Raw genomic sequence first — 23733 nt, 5'->3', positions numbered from 1 at the left:
CGTGGCGCAGCCGGGTGACAGGCGAGGGCTGGTCTTCGCCGCCATCGTGGTGGTGGTCGCCGCCGTCGGCCTCTACCTGACCATGTGGCCGGACTCCCGCGAGCCCGCCGCCGAGGAGCGGGCCGCGCCCCGTATCACCACCTCGCCCGTCATCCCGGCCACGCCGCTGGCGACCGCCAGCGGCGCGCCGTTCGACGTCTACGCCTACCTGCCCATGTCGAAGGAGCAACTGGCCGCCGCCGCCGATCTGGCCGAGCGGTTCACGGCCGAGTACGCGACGTTCCGCCATGACGAGGATCCGGCCGCGTACGCGGCCCGGGTGCGCCGCTACACCACGGCCGACCTGGGCAACGTGCTCGCCCGTACCCTCACCTCGCCCGGCACCGTGGAGCAGAACCGCGCCGACCAGGTGGTCTCCACGGCCACGGCGAAACTCCGGGAAATCAGGCAGATCGAGAAGGCGTCCATCGTGTTCGTGGTCTCCGGAACGCAGCAGATCACCGCGAAGAGCGGCACCCGGCAACTGTCAGGGGACTACGCGGTCACGGTCAGCCAGCTCGGCTCCGACTGGCGCGTGTTCGACCTCCAGCCGGCCAGCGAGGGCCAGGAGGGGGACACCCAGGGGTGAACCGGACCCGGGCCGTCGTCGCGGCCGTCGTCGCCGGGGTGCTCGTGCTGCTCCTGGCCATCATCTCGCCGATGCTGATGACCTCGATCCCCTCGATCATCGGCTCCGGCGGCGAACTGCCCGACTGCACCGACGACGGCGCCGGCGTGCAGGAGGCGTCCGACTCGGCCGCCGCCGACATCCCGTCCGAATACCTGAAGCTGTACAAGGAGCACGGGGAGAAATTAGGGGTCCAGTGGACGATCCTGGCCGCCGTGGGCAAGCGTGAGACCGATCACGGCCGGTCCACCCTGCCGGGGGTGAAGAGCGGCACCAACTACGCCGGGGCGGCCGGGCCGATGCAGTTCCTGATCAGCACGTGGGGCGGCAGGGCCAGGATCCCGGTGTCGTCGCGGTTCAACGGCTACGCCTCCGACGGCGACGGTGACGGCGTCGGCGACGTCTACAACCCGGCCGACGCGATCCTCGGGGCGGCCAAGATGCTCAAGCGCAACGGCGCCCCGGAGAACGTGCGGCGGGCGCTGTTCGTCTACAACCGCGCCTGGTGGTACGTCGACCAGGTCGAGGAGATCGCCCGCAAGTACGCCGAGTCCGGGGAGGTCGAGGTGCCGCCGGAGGCTGACGACGCGTGTGACGAGCCGCTGGTCGAGGCCGCGCCCAGCGACGTGGTGGCCAAGATTCTCGGCTTCGCGCTGGACCAGCGGGGCAAGCCGTACCTCTGGGGCGGCACCGGGCCGGACGCGTTCGACTGCTCGGGCATCATCTACGCCGCGTACCGGCACGCGGGGCTGTCGATCCCGCGCACCACGTTCGGGCAGTGGCCGTTCGGAGTGAAGATCCAGCAGGGCGACGAGCAGCCGGGCGACCTGGTGTTCTTCGACTCGGGGCCGGGCACGGGACCGGATCGGCCGGGGCACGTCGGGCTGGTCGTGTCGAAGGGCAAGATGGTGGAGGCGCGCTGCCGCCTGTGCGGGCCGATCAAGGTGACCAGTTACGAGGGCCGCGACAAGATCGTGGGCTTCACCCGGCCGCTGCAGAACCCCGACGTGCAGGGCCAGCTCGCCAAGCTGGGGGATCCCGCGCTATGACGGTGATCGTGGTGGCCGCGGTGATCGTCGGGCCGGGCGGGCGGGTGCTGGCCGCGCAGCGGGCCGAGCCGCCGGCGCTGATGGGCGGGTGGGAGTTCCCCGGCGGGAAGGTGGATCCCGGGGAGGGCGAGATCGAGGCCCTCGTCCGGGAGTGCCGCGAGGAGCTCGGCGTGGAGATCGAGGTGGGCGAGCGGGTGGGCGGCGACTGGCCGCTGTCCACCGGCGGCTACGTGATGCGCGCCTGGCTGGCCCGCGTCGCCTCGGGCACGCCGCAGGCCCGTGAGCACCTGGCGTTGCGGTGGCTGGAACCCGGGGAGTACTACGACGTGGCCTGGCTGGCGGCGGACCTGCCTCTGATGGAGGCGGTGGAGAAACTCCTCGCACAGGATTGAGACGTCGCTCTCAGTGACATAACGATTACTAAGCGTTATTTCGTCACGTCGGGGGAGGCGTCACGATGAACCGTGGCTGGATGGTGGCCGGGGTCCTGGCCCTGGTGGCGGCCCCGGTCGTGCCCGCGGCAGCGGCGGGCGTGGCCATGGTGCTGGAACGGGTGGATGATCCCGCCGGCATGGTCAGGTGGATCAGGACGGGCGACGTGCTCCGGTACGAGGTGCGGCTGAGCGGCATGGCCGAGGACGCGAGCCTGGCGGTGGCGGCGACGCCCGTGCACTCGCTCACCGGGCTGTCCTGTGCTCGTCATGTCCCTCCACCCGACACGCCCGACCCCGGGGGCGCGGAGATCACCGCTCGGGCGCTGGCCGCCCGCGCGCTGACCGCGCCCGATGGGGTGGCGGTGCCCGGGGCGCAGGCGTGCCACTTGGGGGACGTCTCGTCGGAGAAGGCCGTACAGGTGGTGCTGTCCGTGCCGTCGGGCGCCGAGGAGGTGGAGGTGGCGGCGGTGGCCCGGCTGCGTGAGGGGGACGGCGGCCTGACGACCATCCTGCGCACCGCCACCACTTCCGCCGCCGAAGAATCCTCCACCATGAACGGCCCCGCGGCCCCCGTCCCGGACCCGTGGGATGAGTCGCGGGACCCGCGCGCCGTCGAAGAGCGGGAGTTCGGCCACTGGGAGGCGGGCGAGCGCGCGCGGCGCGAGACGTGGCAGGAGTGGCCCGGCGACCGGCGGCGGATGCGCGCCGCCGAGTCGGCGCGCCGGCCCGAGTATGGGGAGGACCGCGCGGCCTGGCGACCTGAGCGGGGGACTGGCCGGGAGAGGTCGGCGCGTGACCGCGAGGGTCACGTGCGTGACCGCGAGGGTCGCGTGGCCGAGCCTGGTCGCATGCGTGACCGCGAGGGTTTCGGTCGCGCGGCCGAGTTCGGTGGAGCGCGTGACGCCGGGTCGGCGCGTCAGCCTGAGGGCGGGGAAGATGGCGCGGCCGGGCGAGGTGCGTGGGAGATCGGCTGGGAGGTGCCTGACGACGAGTCGGCGCGCGCTCCCGAGGGCTTGGGCCGCGCGGCGGAGCCGGATCGAGCGCATATGGCCGGGCCGGCGCGTCAGCCTGGGGCTCGGGAGGATCGCGCGGCCGGGCGAGGTGAGCAAGGGCCTGGCCGGGGGGCGCCTGGCGCGGAGTCGGCGCGTGAACTCGGGGACCTGGGCCGTCCGGTCGAGTCTGGCCGGGTGAACGACGCCGAGTCGGCGCGTCAGCCTGGGGACCAGCGGGGCGGTGCGAAGGCGGTGGAGTCGCGTGACCGGTCCGGACGGCCTGAGGCCGGTAAGGCCCGGGAAGAGCACGGGCGGGCCGGTAAGGGCTGGGGAGAGCGCGGGCGTGAGGCGGGGAGGGGCCAGGAGGAGCACGGGCGTGAGGCCGGTAAGGGCGCGGAAGAGTACGGGCGTGAGATCGGTAAGGGCGCGGAGGAGCGCGGGCGTGAGGCTGGTAAGGGCGCGGAGGAGCGCGGGCGTGAGGCCGGTAAGGGCCGGGAGGAGCACGGGTGGGGGGCCGAGCTTGAGGAGCCTTCGCTGGAGGACGGGGCGGGCGAGTGGCCCGCGGCTCCGGATCGGACGCATCAGCATGGCGAGGTGAAGCTGCCCGAGGTGGCTCCGCCGCCGGTCGAGGCCGCGCAGGAGGTGGTTCCCGGGGCGCCGCTGCCGAGGACCGTCGACGGGGCGCAGGTGAGTGTACGAGCCGCGGAGAGGACGAATCCGCTGGCCGGGGTCGGCGGGTTGCCGTACGTGGCGGGCGGGATCGGGGTGTTGCTCGTGGGACTTTGGGCGGTCGCCAAGGCACAGGCCCGGCGTATGCGGAGAAAGGTATTCTAGATCCGTCTTTACTGTTCCTTTGACCCGACTAGTATTCCCTTGACCGTGGATTCGCCAATCGCGGAGGGCACAGGTGGCACGCAAACGAGCGACGGCCGTCTCCGCCATGGTGCTCGCTATCGGGTTAACCGGCATCGGGGTCATCCCGTTCGTCGGTGCGGGCGCGACGGCTTCGGCTACGGCGCTGGACCCGGTGGAGCCGTGTGACGTCGGGCAGGAGTGCCCGCCGCAGACCACCGTGACGATCACCACCACGCTCCCGACCCCGACCCCGGAGCCGGAGCAGCCCGAGACCACGATCACCAAGACGGTCACCGCGAAGCCCACCAAGACGACCAAGGCTCCCGAGCCGACGAAGACCAAGACGACCAAGGCCCCCGACCCTGCGCCGGTCACGCAGTCGGCGGCCCCGCCGCCGCAGCAACTGCCGGAGGAGACGCCGCAGGAGGTGCCGGACCCCGTCACGTCGTCGGCCGAAGAGTCGGTGCAGATGCCCACCGTGGCCGGCACCGACACCCCGACACCCGCGCTCTCCACCGACGCCGCCTCTGTCGAGACCGACACGGTGCAGTTGGAGGTGCGCAACGCGGCGCCGGAGTACGACCAGCGCAGTCTCACCCAGCGGCTCAGCATCCCGGCGCTGATCATGGTGCTGCTGGCGTTGTTCGCGGTGCTGATCTTCGAGGGGCGGCTGCGCCGGATGGCTCACGCCGCGGCCGTGCGCAAGGCCGGTCCGCAGGCCGGGGCCTACCCCGGGGCCTATCCTCAGCAGCCCGGCCCGTACCCGCACCAGGCCGAGGGCTACCCGGCGGGGCCCGGCTACGCCACCGCGGGCGTCGCGGCCCCCGGCTACCCTGGCGGCACCGCGTACGCGCCGATCATCAGCTTCGTGCCCGTCCAGACGTTCCCGAGCGGGCAGGTCCAGTACGGCGCGGTCTACCACGACCCGAACGCCCCCCACACCGCGCCCGCCCCCATGCCCGAGCAGGGTCCGGTCGTCCTGGCTCCCGACCAGTACGGCTCGTACAGTCACCAGCCGGGCGAGCCGCCGTCGTCGGGTCACCAGCCGGGCGAGGACGCGTACGGTCGGCAGCCGGGTGAGGCGGGCAGGGACTCGTCGGGGCACCAGCCGGGTGAGGCGACCAGGGAATCGTATGGTCACCAGCCGGGTGAGGCGGAGAGGGAGCAGCTCCGGGCGCCGTTCGAGCCGCTGATCGCGCCGGAGCCGCCGTCCTCCGACATCCCGCCGGGCGGCGCGGCCCCGTACGAGGACACCCCGGATCGGCCTCTGGGCCCGGCCTCGGCTGCCGAGTCCGGCGACTCCGAGCCCTGGTTCGGCCCGCGGACGACAGGCAACCCGCCGTCCGACCTCGACCGTACGATCGTGCAGCGCTTCCCCGACGACGATCACGGTCCGGACGAGCGCGGACGCCACCCCCGCTGACACCCGCCTGCGGCGAGCACTGCGCGTTCCGGGCCGAGCGTGTCCGTTCTCGCCAGCGAGGAGTGTTCTCGGTGGGGGCTCGTTCGCCGTGAACAGGCCGTGTTTCCGGCGCAGGGGTTGTTCGTGGTGAGCGCGGCTCGTTCCCGGCGGAGCGCCTGTTCCCAGCGGGTACGGCGTGTTCCGGGCAACTGCCGGTAGGACGGTGCTGGGGATGGGAAACGCGGCGGGAACGAGGGCCCGCCGCGTTTCCGAGGGTGTTACTTGGCGCGTTTGAAGATCTTGCTGCCGAGCCAGACCAGCGGGTCGTACTTGCGGTCCGCGACGCGCTCCTTCATCGGGATCAGCGCGTTGTCCGTGATCTTGATGTGCTCGGGGCACACCTCGGTGCAGCACTTGGTGATGTTGCAGTAGCCGAGCCCGTGGTCCTCCTGGGCCGACTCCTTGCGGTCCGCGACGTCGTACGGGTGCATGTCGAGCTCGGCGATCCGCATCAGGAACCGGGGCCCGGAGAAGGCCGGCTTGTTCTCCTCGTGGTCGCGGACCACGTGGCAGACGTTGTTGCACATGAAGCACTCGATGCACTTGCGGAACTCCTGGGACCGCTCGACATCGACCTGCTGCATCCGGTACTCGCCCGGCCGCACGCCCTCCGGGGGCGTGAAGGACGGCACCTCCCTGGCCTTCTGGTAGTTGTACGAGACGTCGGTGACGAGGTCCTTGATGACGGGGAAGGTCCGCATCGGGGTCACCGTGATCGTCTCGTCCTCGGCGAAGGTCGACATGCGGGTCATGCAGCTCAGCCGCGGCTTGCCGTTGATCTCCACCGAGCAGGAGCCGCACTTGCCGGCCTTGCAGTTCCAGCGCACGGCCAGGTCGGGGGCCTGGGTCGCCTGGAGCCGGTGGATGATGTCGAGGACGACCTCGCCTTCGTTCACCTCGACGGTGAAGTCCTCGAGCTTGCCCTCGCCGCTCTCACCGCGCCAGATCCTGAACTTCGCCTTGTAACTCATTTCGCGATCCTGTCGAACTCGTCCATCTCGTCGTCGGTGAGGTACTTGCTCAGCTCGTCGCGGTCGAACAGAGTGATCAGGTCGTCCCGCATCGCGGGCTGCTCCTGTTCTTCGACCGTGATGGACCCGCCGTCCTCGGTGGAGCAGACCAGCAGCTTGCGCCGCCACTCCGGCCGCATGCCCGGGTGGTCGTCGCGGGTGTGGCCGCCGCGGCTCTCCTCGCGCATCAGCGCGGCCTTGGCCACGCACTCCGACACGAGGACCATGTTGCGCAGGTCGAGCGCGAGGTGCCAGCCGGGGTTGTAGATGCGCGAGCCGCCCGCGCCGACGAGCTGCACGCGCTCCTTGAGCTTCTCCACGACCTCCAGCGCCTCGGTGAGCTCCTCGGCCTTGCGGATGATGCCGGCCAGCTCGTTCATGGTCCGCTGGAGCTCGTGGTGCACTTCGTACGGGTTCTCGCCGCTGGAGCGCTCGAGCGGCGCCAGCGCCTCGGTGCGGGCCGCGTCCACCTGCTCCTGGGCCACCTTGGGCCGGGCGGGCAGCGCGTCCACGTAGGCCGCGGCGCCGGCGCCCGCGCGCCGGCCGAACACCAGCAGGTCCGACAGCGAGTTGCCGCCGAGCCGGTTGGAGCCGTGCATGCCGCCGGACACCTCGCCGGCCGCGAACAGCCCGGGTACGGACGCGCCGCCGGTGTCGGCGTCGACCTCGACGCCGCCCATGATGTAGTGGCAGGTCGGGCCCACCTGCATGGGCTCGGCGGTGATGTCGACGTCGGCCAGCTCCTTGAACTGGTGGTGCATCGACGGCAGCCGCCGCTTGATCTCCTCGGCCGGGAGGCGGGTGGACACGTCCAGGTAGACGCCGCCCTGCGGTGACCCGCGGCCCGCCTTCACCTCGGCGTTGATGGCCCTGGCCACCTCGTCACGGGGGAGCAGCTCCGGAGGCCGGCGGTTGTTGGCCTGGTCGGTGTACCAGCGGTCGCCCTCCTCCTCGGTGGTGGCGTACTTGTCCTTGAACACCTCGGGGATGTACTTGAACATGAAACGCTCGCCCTCGGAGTTGCGCAGCACGCCGCCGTCGCCGCGGACCGACTCGGTGACGAGGATGCCGCGCACGGAGGGCGGCCAGACCATCCCGGTGGGGTGGAACTGGATGAACTCCATGTTGATGAGGTTCGCGCCGGCCAGCAGGGCCAGGGCGTGACCGTCACCGGTGTACTCCCAGGAGTTCGAGGTGACCACGTAGGACTTGCCGATGCCGCCGGTGGCCAGCACCACGGCGGGCGCGTCGAAGAGGACGAAGCTGCCGGTCTCGCGCCAGTAGCCGAACGCCCCGGAGATCCGGTCGCCGTCCTTGAGCAGGCGCGTGACCGTACATTCCTGGAAGACCTTGATGTAGGCCTCGTAGTCGCCGTGCTGCTCGTGGTCCTCCTGCTGGAGGGCCACGACGCGCTGCTGGAGCGTGCGGATCATCTCCAGGCCGGTGCGGTCGCCGACGTGCGCCAGGCGGGGATACTCGTGGCCGCCGAAGTTGCGCTGGCTGATCTTGCCGTCCTTGGTGCGGTCGAAGAGCGCTCCCCAGGCCTCCAGCTCCCAGACCCGGTCCGGCGCCTCCTTCGCGTGCAGCTCGGCCATCCGCCAGTTGTTGAGGAACTTGCCGCCCCGCATGGTGTCGCGGAAGTGCACCATCCAGTTGTCGTCGGAGTTGACGTTCCCCATCGCGGCGGCGGCCCCGCCCTCGGCCATGACGGTGTGGGCCTTGCCGAACAGCGACTTGCACACGATCGCCGTGCGCTTGCCCTGCTGGCGGGCCTCGATGGCGGCACGCAGCCCGGCGCCTCCCGCGCCGATGACGACCACGTCGTACTCGTGACGCTCGATGTTGATCGAGTTATCCACTTGAACTGATCCTTACGCGAACGGGAAGGCGATGATGCCCTTGGCCACCAGGCGGACGTAGAGGTCGGCGCCCATGACGGAGAACATCGAGGCCCACGCCCACTGCTGGTGCTTGGCGTTGAGCTTGGAGACGAAGGTCCAGGCCCGGTAGCGGAGCGGGTGACGGGAGAAGTGGTTGAGCCGGCCCGCGGTGATGTGACGGCAGGAGTGGCAGCCGAGCGTGTAGCCGAGGATGAGCACGGCGTTGAGCATCAGGATCCAGCTGCCGAGGCCGATCGGCTTGTGCACGACGGCCAGCACGGCGTCGTAGGTGAGGATGGCGCCGATCAGGAGCGCGAAGTAGAAGAAGTAGCGGTGGATGTTCTGCATGATCAGCGGGAAGCGGGTCTCACCGGTGTACTTCCCGTGCGGCTCCTGCACCGCGCACGCGGCGGGCGACAGCCAGAACGAGCGGTAGTAGGACTTGCGGTAGTAGTAGCACGTCAGCCGGAACCCGCCCGGCAGGCCGAGGATCAGCAGCCCCGGCGGGAGCGCGTACCAGTCGCCGACGGGCGCCCACCCGAACAGCCGCGCGCCGTCACAGACCTCCTGCGTGGTCAGACAGGGTGCGGCGAAGGGGGCGATGTAGGGTTCGGCGAAGTTGCTCGTGTCGAGGATCGCCCACACACCGTAGATCAGAAATGAGCTGAGCCCGAGGAATACCAGCAGCGGGGTGAGCCACCACCGGTCGGTGCGCAGCGTGCGCACCTTGACCTGGGCACGCTGCTTTCTCGCTGGGGCATCGGGCGTCGTCTGGGTCATCGCGGACCTCTCCACCTCCCGCGGACCCCGCACGCCTGGGGTCCGGGTCGTTCTTCTAGGCGCGTTCGGCGGTGACTATGCCGCGCGGGCGCGCAGTTGGTGTGGCATACGTTACGACGAGCGCATCGCGATTTGTGAGGACGGTCACTCACTTTCTCCTGCTCACGCTGTGATTCCTGTCACGTATCCCGTCAGGGGCGCTGTCCCTGGTAAGGCAACTTCACCACAGTCACAAAAAAGTTATCGATTTGACGGACAACCCTTATGAATTGCCCAAAATCTACGGGTTTAGCCACGTATGCATTGGCGTGCAGCCGGTAACTCCGGACGACGTCCTCCTCGACAGGCCGCCAGTCAGGCATCGTCGTCACCGGCGGCGGGCAGCGTCCAGCGGAACGTGGTGCCGCGGCCGCCGGTCTCGCCCGAGTCGCCGTCGAGCCAGAGCCGGCCGCCGTGATAGTCGACGATCTTGCGGCAGAGCGCCAGGCCGATGCCGGTGCCGGCGTAGACGTCGCGCGGATGCAGCCGCTGGAAGATCAGGAAAATGCGGTCGGCGTACTTGGGATCGACGCCGATGCCGTTGTCGGAGCAGCTGAACTCCCACATGCCGTCTCTCTCGACCGCCTCGATCCGGACCCGCGGCGGCTCGTCGCCGCGGAACTTGACCGCGTTCTCGATGAGGTTCTGGAACAGCTGGGTGAGCTGGCTGGGGCTGCCCGTCACCCGGGGCAGCTCGCCCGTGGTGACCGTGGCCCCGGCGTCCTCGATGGCCGCCGACAGGTTGTCCAGCGCCGACCGCACCGCCACGCCGCTGTCCATGGGCGCCTTCTCGCCGCCCACCCGGCCCACGCGGGAGAAGTCGAGCAGGTCGTTGATGAGCAGCTGCATGCGCTTGGCGCCGTCCACCGCGTAGTGGATGTACTGCCTGGCCCGATCGTCCAGCTCGTTCTCGTACCGCTGCTCCAGCATCTGGGTGAAGCTCGCCACCTTGCGCAGCGGCTCCTGGAGGTCGTGGCTGGCCACGTACGCGAACTGCTCCAGCTCGCCGTTGGAGCGGCGCAGCTCGTCGGCCTGGTCGGAGGCGGTGCGCCAGGCCGCCAGGATGCGCCTGCGCATGGAGTCGATGTGGCTCGACAGCTCGGCCAGCTCCGCGGGCCGCTCGACGCCGAGCCGGTGGTCGAAGTCGCCGCCCGCGACCGTGCGCACCTGCTCGGTCAGCCGGGCGATGGGGTCGAGCACGGTGAAGCGCACGATGAACGCCAGCGCCACGCCGGCGACCAGGATCACCACGAACAGCACCACGAGCGCGACGTTGAGCCGGTCGATCTGCGCGGCCACCTCAGGCTCAGGAGCCAGCTCGCGCGCCTGGGCGATCATCAGCATGATGAGCGCCACGCCGGCCAGGAACGCCACCGCGGTGGCCGCCCCGGCGAAGACGAACCAGCGCGCTATCGGCACCCTGCCGACGCCGGTCGGCGGCTTGGCGGGGGGAAGCGGATTGATGCTCATGTCTCGCCCCTGCTGACGATCACGGCCGCCAGATCGTCCTTGAGAGTCCCGACCTCGCCGATGAGCCGGTCGATGTCGATCGCGCCGTGCAGCCGTACCAGCTCGACGAGCCCCTCCACGCCGAGCAACTCGCCGCCGACGGCGGCCTCGATCAGCCCGTCGGTGTAGAGCATCATCGACCAGCGCTCGCCCAGCGGCACGTCGAGCACCGCCCACTGGGCGTCCGGGAAGATGCCGAGCGGCGGGCCGGACGGCGCGCCCTCGACGACCTCGACCACCCCGTCGCGCACCAGCACCGGGGGCGGGTGGCCGGCCACCCGCATCCGGGCGCTCGCCAGGTCGGGCGCGATCGTGGCCATGCAGAGCGTGGTGAAGATCTCCGGGGCCCTGCGCTCGGCCCGCAGCAGCGTGTCGAGCGTGCGCAGCAGCAGGTCGCCGGTCTGCCCGGCGAGGACGAGGGTGCGCCAGGCGATGCGCAGCGCCACCCCGAGCGCGGCCTCGTCGGGCCCGTGGCCGCACACATCGCCGACGATCACGTGGACCGAGCCGTCGGGCGTCTGCACCGTGTCCAGGAAGTCGCCGGCCAGCCGCTGCCCCTGCGAGCCGGGCAGGTAGCGGGTGGCGTGGCGCAGCTCGCGGGTGCGCAGCAGCGGCACGGGCAGCAGGCCGTTCTCCAGGCGGGCGTTCTCCTTGGCGGTCAGCTCCGCCTCCACCAGCCGGCGCTGGGCCAGGTCGGCGCGCTTGCGCTCCATGGCGTAGCGGATGGCCCTGGCCAGCAGCCGGGCGTCGACGTCCTGCTTCACCAGGTAGTCCTGGGCGCCCGCCTGCACCGCCGCGACCCCGACGTGAACGTCGCGTAACCCCGTCAGCACCAGCACCGCGGCGTGCGGCGCCAGGTCCAGCACGTGCTCCAGCGCCTCCAGGCCGGTCGCGTCGGGCAGCGAGAGGTCGACGAGCACGCACTGGATCTGCGGGCCGAGCTGGGCCTTCGTCTCCTCCAGGCTCCGCACCCAGGTGATCCTGGGCGGCGCCTCGGCCTGCATCAGCAACTCCTCCACGAGGAACGCGTCTCCCGCGTCGTCCTCCACCAGGAGCAGCGTCAGCGTTTCGTCCAGAGTCGTGGTCACGCACGCCTTCCGCGGGTTGGGGCCGTGCTGCTCATTCTGCGATGAGCTCGACCCCTTGTGGAAGGGTGCCTTCCTGCCCTGCTTCGATCACGTAAGAGAGAAGCGTCGCCCGGAACGCCTGCGCGGCCCTGATCGGTTCCACGTCCTTGCGGTGCGCCAGCGCGATGGTCCGGCTCAGCCCGGGCGGCGCCAGCGGCGTGCCGGCCAGCCCCGGCCGCCCGTCGAGCACCATCGACGGCACCACGGCCACGCCCAGCCCTGCCTCCACGAACCGCAGCACCGCGTCCATCTCACCGCCCTGGACCGCGAACCGGGGCTCGAACCCGGCCTGCCGGCAGGCCGCCAGCGTCGCGTCGCGCAGGTCGTAGCCGGTCCTGAACATCACCAGCGGCCTGCCGCGCAGCTCGTCGATGCGCAGGTACGGCTTGCGCGGCCGCTCGGCGGCGGGCGAGGCCACGACCAGGTTCTCGCGCAGGATCTCCTCCGTCACCAGCGACGGGTCGTCGTGCTGCAGCGGCATGATGATCAGCGACATGTCGAGCTGGCCGCGCGCCAGCGCGCGCACCAGGTCGCGCGAGCCGCCCTCCTCGACCAGCAGGCCGATCCCCGGGTACGAGTGATGGAAGCGGGCCAGGGCGTCGGCCATGAGCCCCGCGCAGAGCGAGGGCGTCGCGCCCAGCCGCACCTGGCCCCGGCGCAGCCCGGCCAGCTCGGCGACCGCCTGCCTGGCGGTGTCGGCGTCGGCCAGCATCCGGCGGGCCAGCGGCAGCAGCGCCTCCCCGGCCGGGGTCAGCGTGACGTTGCCGCGCGCCCGGGAGAACAGCGGCGCGCCCAGCTCGTGCTCCAGCGCCTTGATCTGCTTGCTGAGCGACGGCTGCGCGACCCGCATCCGCTCAGCCGCGTGGGTGAAGTGCCTGGTCTCGGACACGGTGACGAAGTACGCCAACTGCTGGAACTGCATGTGATTTTCCTCGCAACCGGCCAGCCCGGTGAACGTGCTTATGCCGTACAAACCAGACATCATAGCCGCTGGCTATCGAAACCAGGCCCCTCATGACTTGGACGGATCATCGCAGGCTACCTAGCGTCGATGAACGTGACTGCCACGATAGAGCGCGGCGCCGCCACCGCGCCCGTTATCCCCCCCAAGGGTGAAGAGAAGCCCAGAGCCAAGAGGCCTGGCGGATTTCTGACCTCGTCCAACGGCAAGAAAGCCGTCATGGCCGTCACGGGGGCCGTCATGGTGCTCTTCCTCGTCGGCCACATGCTCGGCAACCTCAAGATCTTCGCGGGCCGCGACTCCTTCGACGAGTACGCGCTCGCGCTGCGCACCCTGCTGGAGCCGATCGCCCCGTACCGGACCCTGCTCACCCTCGTCGAGATCGTCCTCGTGGTCTCGGTCGTCCTGCACATGTGGGCCGCGATCTCGCTGTCCCGCCGCGCGGCCGCGGCCCGGCCGGTGAAGTACGCGGCCAGGAAGAAATCGCAGGCCAAGGGGTACGCGACGCACATCATGCGGTTCGGCGGCATCACGATCGCGCTTTTCGTGGTCTGGCACCTGCTCGACCTGACCTTCGGCGTGGTGAACCCGAAGGGCTTCGACTCCTCACCGGCCGACCGGATGATCGCCGGGTTCGACCCGTCCCGGTGGTACGTGACGCTTCTCTACATCGTCGCCGTCGCCATGGTCGGCCTGCACCTGCGGCACGGCATCTGGAGCGCCTTCCAGACGCTCGGCGTGGCCAACCGCGACAGGAACAGGGCGCTGCGCGCGGTCGCGGGGCTCGGCTCCGCCGTCCTGGTCATCGGTTTCCTCGCGCCGCCGCTCGCCATCACGTTCGGAGTGGTCCAGTGAATTTCGTCGAAGGCGCGGAGATCCGCGACACCAAGGCACCGGCCGGTCCCATCGAGGAGCGGTGGGAGAAGCGCAAGTTCGGCGCCCGCCTGGTCAACCCCGCCAACAAGCGCAAGCTCGACGTCATCGTGGTGGGCACCGGCCTGGCCGGCGGTTCCGCCGCCGCGACGCTCGGCGAGCTCGGCTACAACGTCAAGTCGTTCTGCTACCAGGACTCGCCCCGGCGCGCCCACTCCATCGCCGCCCAGGGCGGCATCAACGCCGCCAAGAACTACCGCGGCGACGGCGACTCGATCTACCGCCTGTTCTACGACACGGTGAAGGGCGGCGACTTCCGCGCCCGCGAGTCGAACGTGTACCGCCTGGCCGAGGTCTCGGTGAACATCATCGACCAGGCCGTGGCCCAGGGCGTGCCGTTCGCCCGCGAGTACGGCGGTCTGCTCGACACCCGCTCGTTCGGCGGCGCCCAGGTGTCGCGGACCTTCTACGCCCGCGGCCAGACGGGCCAGCAGCTCCTGCTCGGCGCCTACCAGGCGCTGGAGCGGCAGATCGCGGCCGGGACCGTCGAGATGTTCACCCGGCACGAGATGCTCGACCTGATCGTCTCCGACGGCCGGGCGCGCGGCGTCATCGTGCGCGACATGGTCACCGGCGACATCGAGCGGCACTTCGCCGACGCCGTGGTGCTCGCCACCGGCGGCTACGGCAACGTGTTCTACCTGTCCACGAACGCCAAGGGCTGCAACACCACCGCCATCTGGCGGGCGCACGAGCGCGGCGCGTACTTCGCCAACCCCTGCTACACGCAGATCCACCCGACCTGCATCCCGGTCTCCGGCGACCACCAGTCGAAGCTCACGCTCATGTCGGAGTCGCTGCGCAACGACGGCCGCGTGTGGGTGCCGCTGCGCAAGAACGACTCCCGCGCCCCCGGCGACATCCCGGACGCCGAGCGCGACTACTACCTGGAGCGGATCTACCCCGCCTTCGGCAACCTGGTCCCGCGTGACATCGCCTCCCGCGCCGCCAAGAACGTCTGCGACGAGGGCCGCGGCGTCGGACCCGGCGGCCTGGGCGTCTACCTCGACTTCCGCGACGCCATCGGCCGGCTCGGCCGCGACGCCGTGGAGAAGAAGTACGGCAACCTGTTCGAGATGTACGAGCGCATCACGGGCGAGAACCCGTACGAGACGCCGATGCGCATCTACCCGGCCGTCCACTACACGATGGGCGGACTGTGGGTGGACTACGACCTGCAGTCGACGGTCCCCGGCCTGTTCGTGATCGGCGAGGCCAACTTCTCCGACCACGGCGCCAACCGGCTCGGCGCGTCCGCGCTGATGCAGGGCCTGGCGGACGGCTACTTCGTGCTGCCCACCACGATCGGCGACTACCTGGCCGACGGGCCGTTCGGGGACGTCGACGAGGAGGCCGTCGCGGCGGCCGAGGTCGCGGTACGCACGAAGATCGACCGGCTGATGTCGGTGAACGGCACCCGCACCCCCGACTCCTTCCACCGCGAGCTGGGCAAGCTCATGTGGGACTACTGCGGCATGGACCGCACCGAGGAGTCGCTGCGCAAGGCCCTGGAGCGCATCCCCGAGCTGCGCCAGGAGTTCTGGGAGAACGTCAAGGTCACCGGCGTCGCCGAGGAGCTGAACCAGACGCTGGAGAAGGCCGGCCGGGTGGCCGACTTCTTCGACCTGGCCGAGCTCATGTGCCTGGACGCCCTGGTGCGCAGCGAGTCGTGCGGCGGCCACTTCCGGGCCGAGTCGCAGGACTCCGACGGGGAGGCGCTGCGCGACGACGAGAACTTCGCCCACGTCTCGGCGTGGGAGCACTCGCCGGACGGCACGCCGGTGCTGCACAAGGAGCCGCTCGAGTACGAGTACGTCAAGATGAGCCAGCGGAGCTACAAGTGAACCTGACCCTGAAGGTCTGGCGTCAGAGCGGCCCCAAGGACCGCGGACGCATGGTGACTTATCGGGTGGAGGATGTTTCGCCCGACATGTCCTTCCTCGAAATGCTGGATGTGCTGAACGAGCGGCTCATCCTCGAAGGCGACGACCCGATCGCCTTCGACCACGACTGCCGCGAGGGCATCTGCGGCATGTGCGGCATGGTCATCAACGGCGTCGCGCACGGCGAGCAGGTGGCCACCACCACCTGCCAGCTCCACATGCGGCACTTCGAGGACGGCGCCACCATCACCATCGAGCCGTGGCGGGCCGCGCCGTTCCCCGTGATCAAGGACCTGGTCGTCGATCGGAGCTCCTTCGACCGCATCATCCAGGCCGGCGGATTCGTCTCCGTCCCGGCCGGCTCCGCCCCCGACGCGCACAGCGTGCCCGTCCGCAAGGAGGACGCCGACGCCGCCTTCGACGCCGCCACCTGCATCGGCTGCGGCGCCTGCGTCGCGGCCTGCCCCAACGGGTCGGCGTCCCTCTTCACCGCGGCCAAGATCACCCACCTGAGCCTGCTCCCGCAGGGCCAGCCCGAGCGCCTGTCCCGCGCCAAGGCCATGGTGGACCAGATGGACGCCGAGGGCTTCGGCGGCTGCACCAACACCGGCGAGTGCACGGCCGTCTGCCCGAAGGGCATCCCGCTGGACACGATCGCCCAGATGAACAGCGACTACCTCAAGGCCAACGCCAAGTAGCCCGCTTCTCCGGAAGGGCCGCGCGGTCCCCACCGTGCGGCCCTTTCCTGCTCCTGTTGGGGATAATCCGGTTCCGGACGGTTGAGTAGGCTGGCGGCATGACCGCCATGGCGCCGGGCCGCTCCGAGCCTGACCTGTCGTTCCTGCTCGACCACACCAGTCACGTGCTGCGTACGAAGATGGCGGCCGCGCTGGCCGAGATCGGCCTGACCGCGCGCATGCACTGCGTGCTCGTCCACGCCCTGGAAGAGGAGCGCACGCAGATCCAGCTCGCCGAGATCGGCGACATGGACAAGACGACCATGGTGGTCACCGTCGACGCCCTGGAGAAGGCGGGCCTGGCGGAGCGCCGCCCCTCCAGCACCGACCGGCGGGCCCGCATCATCGCGGTCACCGAGAAGGGCGCCGAGGTAGCCCGGCACAGCCAGCGGATCGTGGACGGCGTGCACCGGGAGGCGCTGGACGCCCTGCCGGAGAAGGAGCGGGAGATGCTCCTGTCGGCGATGAAGCGGCTGGCCGAGGGCCATCTCGCCACCCCGGTGGAGGTCGCGCCCGGCGCGCGCAGGGCCAGGCAGTCTCGGAAGTAGTTCTGTAAAGGATCGTCTACAACAAAACTATCTGTTAAGGTCTCTCCTGTTTCCCGTGAACAGGAGGGGCCATGTCGCCCACCCCGCACCGCCGGCTCGCGTTGATCGTGCTGTCCGCGGCGAGCCTGATGACGATCCTCGACGGCAGCATCGTGACCGTCGCGATGCCGGCCATCCAGCACGACCTGGGCTTCACGCCCGCCGGGCTGAGCTGGACCGTCAACGCCTACTTGATCCCCTTCGGCGGCCTGTTGCTCCTCGCCGGGCGGCTGGGCGACCTGATCGGCCGCAAGACGATGTTCCTGGCGGGCAACACGCTCTTCACCGTCGCGTCACTGCTCGCCGGCCTGGCCACCACGCCCGGCATGCTGGTCGCCGCCCGCTTCCTGCAGGGCGCGAGCAGCGCCATGGCGGCGGCCGTGGTCCTCGGCATCCTGGTCACCCTGTTCACCGAGCCGGGCGAGCGGGCCAAGGCGATCGGCGTGTTCAGCTTCACCGGCGCGGCCGGCGCCTCCATCGGCCAGGTGCTCGGCGGCGTGCTCACCGACGCGCTCTCCTGGCACTGGATCTTCTTCATCAACCTGCCGATCGGGCTGGCCACCGTCGCGCTGGCCGCCCGCGTGCTGCCCGCCGACCGCGGCACGGGGCTCTCGGCGGGCGCCGACGCCCTCGGCGCCGCGCTGGTCACCGGCGGCCTGATGCTGGGCATCTACACCGTCATCAAGATCGAGGAGTACGGCTGGGCGGCGGCCCACACGCTGGGCCTGGGCGCGCTGTCGGTCGCCCTGCTGGCCGGCTTCTTCGTCCGCCAGGCCACGGCCCGCACCCCGCTCATGCCGCTGCGCGTCTTCCGCTCCCGCAACGTCTCCGGCGCGAACCTGACCCAGATGCTGGGCCTTTCGGCCATGTTCGCCTTCCAGATCCTCGTCGCGCTCTACATGCAGAAGGTCCTCGACTACAGCGCGCTGGAGACGGGCCTGGCGATGCTGCCCGCGGCGGTCGCGATCGGCGGGATCTCGCTGTTCCTCTCCGCGCGGCTGAACGAGAGGTTCGGGGCGCGTGCCGTGCTCATCGCCGGCCTGGCACTGCTGATGGCCGCGATGGGCTGGCTCTCCCGGGTGCCGGTCCAGGCGTCGTACGTCACCGACCTGCTGCCGGCCATGCTGCTGATCGCCGGGGGCGGGCTGGTGCTGCCCGCGCTGGCCACGCTCGGCATGTCGGCCGCCAGGGCCGACGACGCGGGGCTCGCCTCGGGCCTGTTCAACACCACCCAGCAGATCGGCATGGCGCTGGGCGTGGCCGTGCTGTCCACGATGGCCGCGTCCCGCACGGGGGACCTGCTGGCCCGGGGCATGACGGACGCGGCGGCCCTCACCGGCGGCTACCGGCTGGCGTTCGGCATCGCGGCCGCCCTGCTGCTGACGGCCCTCGTGGTCGCGGTGACCGTGCTCCGCTCGCCGGCACCGGCCACCGAGCACCTCGTGGAGCGCAGGCCGGCCTGACGGCCTCCCCGGGTGGGGAGGCCGTCGAAGAGCGGGTCAGCTGTGCGGGCAGGTGTCGCGATACTCCTCGATGGCGGTGCCCCGGGGGGCCGGGCAGAGGAAGGGGTCGTAGCGGAGGTCGTCGTCCACGAAGCGCTTCAGCCAGGCGACCATCGACTTGGCCATCGTGGTGTTGGTGGTCTGCGGGAAGAAGTGGCTGGCGCCGTTCAGCTCCAGATACGCCTTCTCCGACGAGGCGGGGATGCTCTCGTAGAACGGCTGGGAGTGGGTGGTGACCGAGGCGACCGAGTCGTTCTCACCGCCGATGATCATCGTGGGGACGCGGACGCCCGACCAGTTCTTGGTCAGGTTCCACGGGGCCAGCGGCACGGCCGCCTGCAGGCTGGGGCGGTCGTCGGCGGCTTCGAGGCTGCCGCCGCCGCCCATCGAGTGGCCCGCCATCGCCAGCCTCGACGGGTCGATGCGGCTGCGCACGGCGGTCGGGCTGTCCTCCACCAGCCAGTCGAGCGCGGCCAGGAGCTGGCGGCCGCGGCTGGCCGGCTGGTCGTAGCGGCTGTTGGTCTCGATGCCGATGACCACGAAGCCGTGCGAGGCGATCCGCGGGCCGAGCCACGACAGGCTCGACCAGGAGGCGGTGTAGCCGGGCGAGATGGCGATCGCGCCGAACGTGCCCTGGCTGGTGTCGTTCGGGTAGTAGACGCGACCGCCGCCGAACCCGGTCACGAGCGAGGACACGGACTGGTTCGAGGTGCTGAACGGGCCGCGGCTCGCCTCCAGGAGGGAGTCCGTCGGGTTCGGGCCGCGCTCGAACGGTCCGGCGGCGCTAGCCGGCTGGGCCAGGGTGAGGGCGCCGCAGGCGAGGGCTGCGGCCACGGCGAGTCTGGCGATCGCGTTGCGGGGATACACGTCGGCAACTCCATCTGTGGGGGGTGCGAACGCCGCCATTGTCAGACCGGGCGGCGCGTCCCCGCATCGGGTGAATCACCGGTGTCAGAACAGCAGCCGCGCCAGCTCCACCCGGGACCGCACGCCCAGCCTGGCGAACACGTTGCGCAGATGATGGTCGACGGTGCGCGGGCTGAGGAAGAGCTGGGCGGCCACCTCCCGGTTCGTCGCGCCCTCCGCCACCAGCCGGGCGATGCGCAGCTGCTGGGCCGTCAGCACCTGCTCGGGGCCGCCGCCGGGCGCCGGGCGGGCCACGGTCTCACCGGCCGCGCGCAGCTCGGCGCGGGCCCGCTCGCTCCACAGCCGCGCCCCCAGCCGCTCGAACGTCTCCAGCGCGCCGTGCAGGTGCTCCCGCGCGGCTCCCGGCCGGCGTTCCCTGCGCAGCGCGCCCCCGTACAGGAGCTGGGTGCGCGCCGTCTCGAACCGGCACGCGCCCTGCCGGTGCAGCTCCAGGGCCTCCTGGAAACGCTCGCCCGCCTCGCCGGGCGCGGCGAGCAGCGCCCGGCAGCGCGCGACGAGCGCGCGCCGGTCCGGGCTGCTGGTGCTCCCCGCCCACCGCTCCAGCACCCGCAGCGCCGCCGTGGCGCGCCGGTCGTCGCCTGTACGGGCCGCGGCCTCGATGAAGTGCGGGCTGGCCATGACCCGTACGACGACATGGTCGTTGTCACGGTGCCCGCGCAGCCGGGCGGCGGAGTCGGCGAGCCTGCCGGCGGCCAGGTCGAGGTGGGCCAGCGCCCAGGTGCCGAGGGCGCCGGCGATGCCCAGGCCGTGCGACTCGGCCAGGTCGAGCGCGCGGTGGGCGCGGTCGCGGCAGGCGTCGGCGTCGCCCTGCACCGCGTCGGCGTGCGCCAGCCAGGCGAGATGCTGGGCGGCGGCGTTGGGCTGGCCGGACGCCTCGGCCAGCCGGAGCCCCTCCGCGGCGTGCGCGGCCACCGACGGGTAGCGGCCCAGCCAGAAGTGCGCCTGCACCACCGACTCCAGCAGTTGCGGCACGAGCGTGACCGCGCCGCGCCGGCGCGCCGTGTCGACCGCGCGCGCCGACAGCTCCAGCGCGGTCGCGTCCTCGCCCAGCAGCAGGCTCGCCACGCACGCCCACACCAGCGGGACGGGGCTGCGCACCGCCGGGGCGAGCCGCACCACCCGCCGCAGCGGGCCCGCCGCCGCGCGATGGTCGCCGCTGAACGTGGCGGCGATCCCCTGCAGATACTCGAACATGAGCTGCGCGTTCGCGCAGTCGTCGGGACGGCGCAGCAGGGCGACCTGCCCGGCGATGGCGTGGAAGGTACGGATGTCGCCGGTCAGATAGCTGGCCTCGGCCGCGTGCAGCAGCGCCTTGACGCCGTCGATCCGGTCGCGCTGCACCAGGCAGGAGGCCGCGGTCAGCAGCTTGTCCCTGGCGCTGTCGGCGTGACCGCTCAACAGCTCCAGCCTGCCGCGCATGAGCTGGGCCTGGCCCTCCAGAGGGTGCCTCGGCTGCGCGAGCAGCCACCTGGCCCGGGGCACGTCACCGGACACCCAGGCGTGGCGGGCGGCCGCGGCCAGCCACTCCGTCCTGCGCTCCTCGACGCCGGTCAGCTCGGCGGCGTGCTCGTACGCGGCGGACCTGCCCGGGTAACCCCGCGCGGTGGCGGCGGACGCGGCGGCGGCCAGCTCGGCGGCGAGCTGATCGGGCGGCCCGTCCAGGGCGTGCGCGCGGTGCCAGGCGCGGGCGAGCCGGTGCCGGTCGCCGTCGAGGAGCCTGCCCAGCAGGGCGTGCGCCGCGCGCCTGCGGGCCGGCGGCGCCTCCGCGTAGGCGACGGCACGCACCGTCTCGTCCGCGAAGCCGTACCGCCCGCCCTCCGCCCTGATCAACCCCGCGCGCTCGGCCGGCGCCAGGACGGCGGGCGGCCCGGCGGCCAGGAGTTCGCGGTGCAGCCGCGCCTCGGCGCCGGACTCCTGGGCGGGTCGCCGGCGGAGAGTCTCGGCGTTCAGCCCCGGATGGGCGGCGAGCAGGAGGAGCAGGAACCGGGTGGCTTCCGGGAGCCGGGCCAGCCGCTCGGCGTGCGCGCGGTGCAGACGCCCGCCCGGCGGGAGGCCCGTGGGCGGCGCGGCCAGCCCGGCGAGCTGCTCGGGCGTCAGCGATCCGACGAGCTCGCGCCAGGCCAGCGGGTTGCCTCCGGCCAGTCGCGCCAGGCAGGTGCGCAGGTCGTCCGGGAGCGCGCCCGCCGCCAGCTCGTGGGCGAGCGCCCGGCACGCGGCGGGATCCAGTCCTTCCAGCACCCGCACGGGCACGTCCTCCGGCAGCCCGGCCGCGTCCCGCACCGCCAGCAGCAAGGCGATCCGCTCGCCCGTCACCCTCCTGGCCGCGAAGCACAGCGCCTCCCTGCTGACCTCGTCGAGCAGGTGCAGGTCGTCCACGCACACCAGCACCGGCTCGGCCGCCGCCAGCTCCGTCAGGAACTCCAGCACCGCGGCGGGCAACGCCATCCCGTCCCCGGCCGTACCCCGCCGCAGCGCCCGCGCCAGCACCGGCGACCGGACCAGCCGCGCCACCGGCCGCAGCAGCGCGTGCAGCCCGGACCCGGCCAGCCGCGCCTCCTGCGGCACCCCGCGGGCGCGCAGGACGGCGAACTCACCGGCCATGGACGTGGCCCGGCCGAGCACGGCGGTCTTGCCGATGCCCGGCGGTCCCGCCAGCACCAGCGCGCCGCCGTCGCCGGCCCGCGCCGCGTCCAGCAGCAGCCGCACGGCGTCCAGCTCGGCGGCTCGGCCATGCAGCCCCTCTGACATGACCAGAGTGTGACTCGCGTTTGTCAACCGGAAAAGGGCCCAGCTGTAAAGTCGGCGAAATCGCCGATGGGGCCGCGTGACTTAATTAGTATGTCTCAAAGCGTACAAATGAGGTGGCACACGATGCAGAAGCCCCAGCGGGTACTGGCCCGCGAGATGGAATGGTCGGCGTTGACCAGCTTTCTCGAGCACCCGGATCGCCGGCTGAGGCTGGCCGTGGTGTCCGGCAGGCGGCGAGTGGGGAAGAGCTATCTGCTGCGCGCCCTGGCCGAAACCGCGCATGGCCTCTACGTCACGGCTGTCGCGGAGGAGGGCGTGGCCCCCGCCAGGCGGCGGTTCGCGACGGAGATCGCGCGGTACGCGGGCATCGACCCCGGGCTCATGGCGGACGCCGATTGGGAGACCCTCCTGACCGCGGCCATCGAGTTGACAGCGGGCCGGGGTGGGTTGCTGGTGATCGACGAGTTGCCGTACTGGATGGCGCACTCTCCTGAACTGCCCGGCCTGCTGCAACTGCTCTATGACCGGTCGCAGGCGGGGGAGGGCCCGGAGGGCGGCCGGGTGATCGTGTGCGGTTCGGCGCTCTCGGTGATGAACGAACTCTTGTCCGGCACCAAGGCGCTCCGCGGTCGCGCCGCCGTCGACCTGCGGCTGCATCCGTTCAACCTGTCCACCATGGCTCGCCACTGGGGCATCGGTGATCCGCACGCGGCCCTGCGGGTGCACGCCGTCTACGGCGGCTCCCCGGGCTACCGCAACCTGGCCAACGTGCCACCGCCGCAGTCTCTCGCGGAGGTGGACGACTGGGTCGCGGCCACGGCTCTCGACTCCAGCCAGGCGCTGTTCTCGGAGAGCGAGAGCGAGTATCTGCTCCGCGAGGACCCCCGCTTCACCGGCAGCTCCCTGCACTACGCGATCATCAACGCGGTAGCCGGTGGAGCGACGAGTCCCAGCAAGATCGGCGGCTTGCTGGAACTGTCACGTACGTCGCTGACTCGCCCCATCGAGGCGCTGGTCACCGCGGGTTACCTGCGGTACGACAGCGATCCGTTGTGGGAGCGCCGTCCGATGATCAGCGTGGTCGACCCCATCGTACGGTTCCACAACCTGATCACCGTGCCGCAGCGCGACCTGGTGGAAACCGGGCAGGGAGCGGAGGCCTGGCGCAGGGCGCGACCCACCTTCGACTCCCGGATCCTCGGCCCGCACTTCGAGGAGTGCGCCAGGGGGTGGCTGCGGGGTCAGACGGCCACCGCGCTGCGTGGCGCCGCAGGTCAGATCACCTCGACCGTGGTCAACGACGGGAAGGGCCGGGCCAGGCACGAGATCGACGTCATCGCGCTGGACAAGCGAGGCGGGCGAGCGGTCGTCGGCCTCGTCGGCGAGGCGAAGGCGACGATCACCAAGAGGGGCATGGCCGATCTCGACCGGTTGGACATGCTCGCGGGGCTGCTCTCACAGCACGGTCACGACACCTCGGCCGCCACCCTCGCGATCTTCTCGCTGACGGGTTTCCACCGGGATCTCATCGAGGCGGCCCGCGCCCGGGGCGACGTGCTCCTCGCCGACCTGGAAACGCTCTTCGGGATTCGCGAGCCGGTGGTCACGCCCAGGGAAGGCTGAATCAGCCGGAAGCGGGCCGGACCGGGCG

At 71.4% G+C, this 23733-nt stretch carries 19 protein-coding genes and 1 pseudogene; 11 read left to right on the top strand and 9 right to left on the bottom strand.

All coding sequences use genetic code 11. The features are described 5' to 3' along the window. The first annotated feature begins 1 nt into the window (after position 1). The 5 genes from KME79_RS08855 (at position 2) to KME79_RS08835 (ending at position 5420) form a co-directional block, all read left to right on the top strand. Positions 2-628: a hypothetical protein gene (locus KME79_RS08855; protein ID WP_148029208.1), complete on the top strand. Its 627-nt coding sequence runs from the start codon at positions 2-4 to the stop codon at positions 626-628. Next, complete coding sequence (locus KME79_RS08850) at positions 625-1716, top strand: C40 family peptidase (protein ID WP_308248846.1); 1092 nt, start codon at positions 625-627, stop codon at positions 1714-1716. The genes KME79_RS08855 and KME79_RS08850 overlap by 4 nt, the downstream gene beginning before the upstream one ends. Then, positions 1713-2108: a (deoxy)nucleoside triphosphate pyrophosphohydrolase gene (locus KME79_RS08845; protein ID WP_148029209.1), complete on the top strand. Its 396-nt coding sequence runs from the start codon at positions 1713-1715 to the stop codon at positions 2106-2108. The genes KME79_RS08850 and KME79_RS08845 overlap by 4 nt, the downstream gene beginning before the upstream one ends. A gap of 65 nt (positions 2109-2173) precedes the next feature. Further along, a complete protein-coding gene (locus tag KME79_RS08840) occupies positions 2174-3976 on the top strand; it encodes a hypothetical protein (protein ID WP_219544017.1) in 1803 nt (600 codons plus the stop codon). 73 nt (positions 3977-4049) lie between these two features. Continuing rightward, positions 4050-5420, top strand: coding sequence for a hypothetical protein (locus KME79_RS08835; RefSeq protein WP_219544016.1), 1371 nt, complete (start codon positions 4050-4052; stop codon positions 5418-5420). A 257-nt stretch (positions 5421-5677) separates the two neighbouring features. Here KME79_RS08835 and KME79_RS08830 read toward each other — a convergent pair whose 3' ends face one another. The 7 genes and pseudogenes from KME79_RS08830 to KME79_RS08805 form a co-directional block, all read right to left on the bottom strand. After that, on the bottom strand, positions 5678-6430 hold the full coding sequence (locus KME79_RS08830; protein ID WP_148029212.1) for a succinate dehydrogenase/fumarate reductase iron-sulfur subunit: 753 nt from the start codon (positions 6428-6430) through the stop codon (positions 5678-5680). Further along, positions 6427-8328, bottom strand: a complete 1902-nt coding sequence (locus KME79_RS08825) for a fumarate reductase/succinate dehydrogenase flavoprotein subunit (protein WP_372452410.1) — start codon at positions 8326-8328, stop codon at positions 6427-6429. Before KME79_RS08825 ends, KME79_RS08830 begins: the two co-directional genes overlap by 4 nt. Positions 8329-8340: 12 nt before the next feature. Next, positions 8341-9129: a succinate dehydrogenase subunit SdhC gene (gene sdhC, locus KME79_RS08820; RefSeq protein ID WP_148029213.1), complete on the bottom strand. Its 789-nt coding sequence runs from the start codon at positions 9127-9129 to the stop codon at positions 8341-8343. A gap of 191 nt (positions 9130-9320) precedes the next feature. Continuing rightward, positions 9321-9470 (bottom strand): annotated as a pseudogene (locus tag KME79_RS44625) (response regulator); the annotation flags it as partial. Positions 9471-9483: 13 nt separating this feature from the next. After that, positions 9484-10638 (bottom strand): sensor histidine kinase, encoded by a 1155-nt coding sequence (locus tag KME79_RS08815; protein WP_219544015.1) that lies wholly within the window; start codon positions 10636-10638, stop codon positions 9484-9486. Next, complete coding sequence (locus tag KME79_RS08810; RefSeq protein ID WP_219544014.1) at positions 10635-11765, bottom strand: PP2C family protein-serine/threonine phosphatase; 1131 nt, start codon at positions 11763-11765, stop codon at positions 10635-10637. Before KME79_RS08810 ends, KME79_RS08815 begins: the two co-directional genes overlap by 4 nt. A 31-nt stretch (positions 11766-11796) precedes the next feature. After that, positions 11797-12726, bottom strand: coding sequence for a LysR family transcriptional regulator (locus KME79_RS08805; RefSeq protein WP_148034272.1), 930 nt, complete (start codon positions 12724-12726; stop codon positions 11797-11799). 129 nt (positions 12727-12855) lie between these two features. Here KME79_RS08805 and KME79_RS08800 point away from each other — a divergent pair, with 129 nt between their 5' ends. From KME79_RS08800 to KME79_RS08780, 5 genes are all read left to right on the top strand, one after another. Beyond that, a complete protein-coding gene (locus KME79_RS08800; protein WP_148029217.1) occupies positions 12856-13620 on the top strand; it encodes a succinate dehydrogenase cytochrome b subunit in 765 nt (254 codons plus the stop codon). Continuing rightward, the gene (locus KME79_RS08795; protein ID WP_148029218.1) at positions 13617-15542 is read left to right on the top strand and encodes a fumarate reductase/succinate dehydrogenase flavoprotein subunit; all 1926 of its coding nucleotides are present in this window, start codon (positions 13617-13619) and stop codon (positions 15540-15542) included. The genes KME79_RS08800 and KME79_RS08795 overlap by 4 nt, the downstream gene beginning before the upstream one ends. Continuing rightward, positions 15539-16279 (top strand): succinate dehydrogenase/fumarate reductase iron-sulfur subunit, encoded by a 741-nt coding sequence (locus KME79_RS08790; protein ID WP_148029219.1) that lies wholly within the window; start codon positions 15539-15541, stop codon positions 16277-16279. The genes KME79_RS08795 and KME79_RS08790 overlap by 4 nt, the downstream gene beginning before the upstream one ends. A 98-nt stretch (positions 16280-16377) precedes the next feature. Then, the gene (locus KME79_RS08785; protein ID WP_219544013.1) at positions 16378-16866 is read left to right on the top strand and encodes a MarR family winged helix-turn-helix transcriptional regulator; all 489 of its coding nucleotides are present in this window, start codon (positions 16378-16380) and stop codon (positions 16864-16866) included. A gap of 71 nt (positions 16867-16937) precedes the next feature. Then, positions 16938-18368, top strand: coding sequence for an MFS transporter (locus KME79_RS08780; RefSeq protein WP_148029221.1), 1431 nt, complete (start codon positions 16938-16940; stop codon positions 18366-18368). Between the two features lie 36 nt (positions 18369-18404). On the opposite strand, the gene KME79_RS08775 is transcribed toward KME79_RS08780, so the two are convergent. Continuing rightward, positions 18405-19313, bottom strand: a complete 909-nt coding sequence (locus KME79_RS08775) for an alpha/beta hydrolase family protein (RefSeq protein WP_219544012.1) — start codon at positions 19311-19313, stop codon at positions 18405-18407. A 45-nt stretch (positions 19314-19358) separates the two neighbouring features. Continuing rightward, the gene (locus KME79_RS08770; protein ID WP_219544011.1) at positions 19359-22082 is read right to left on the bottom strand and encodes an AAA family ATPase; all 2724 of its coding nucleotides are present in this window, start codon (positions 22080-22082) and stop codon (positions 19359-19361) included. A 123-nt stretch (positions 22083-22205) separates the two neighbouring features. On the opposite strand from KME79_RS08770, the gene KME79_RS08765 reads away from it, so the two are divergent. After that, the gene (locus KME79_RS08765; RefSeq protein WP_219544010.1) at positions 22206-23705 is read left to right on the top strand and encodes an ATP-binding protein; all 1500 of its coding nucleotides are present in this window, start codon (positions 22206-22208) and stop codon (positions 23703-23705) included. Positions 23706-23733 lie beyond the last annotated feature (28 nt).

Source organism: Nonomuraea harbinensis, assembly GCF_019396385.1.
In the GTDB taxonomy this organism is placed as follows: domain Bacteria; phylum Actinomycetota; class Actinomycetes; order Streptosporangiales; family Streptosporangiaceae; genus Nonomuraea; species Nonomuraea ferruginea.
The sequence above is the reverse complement of the archived record's forward strand: the minus strand, read 5'-3'. Positions and strand labels throughout refer to the sequence as shown.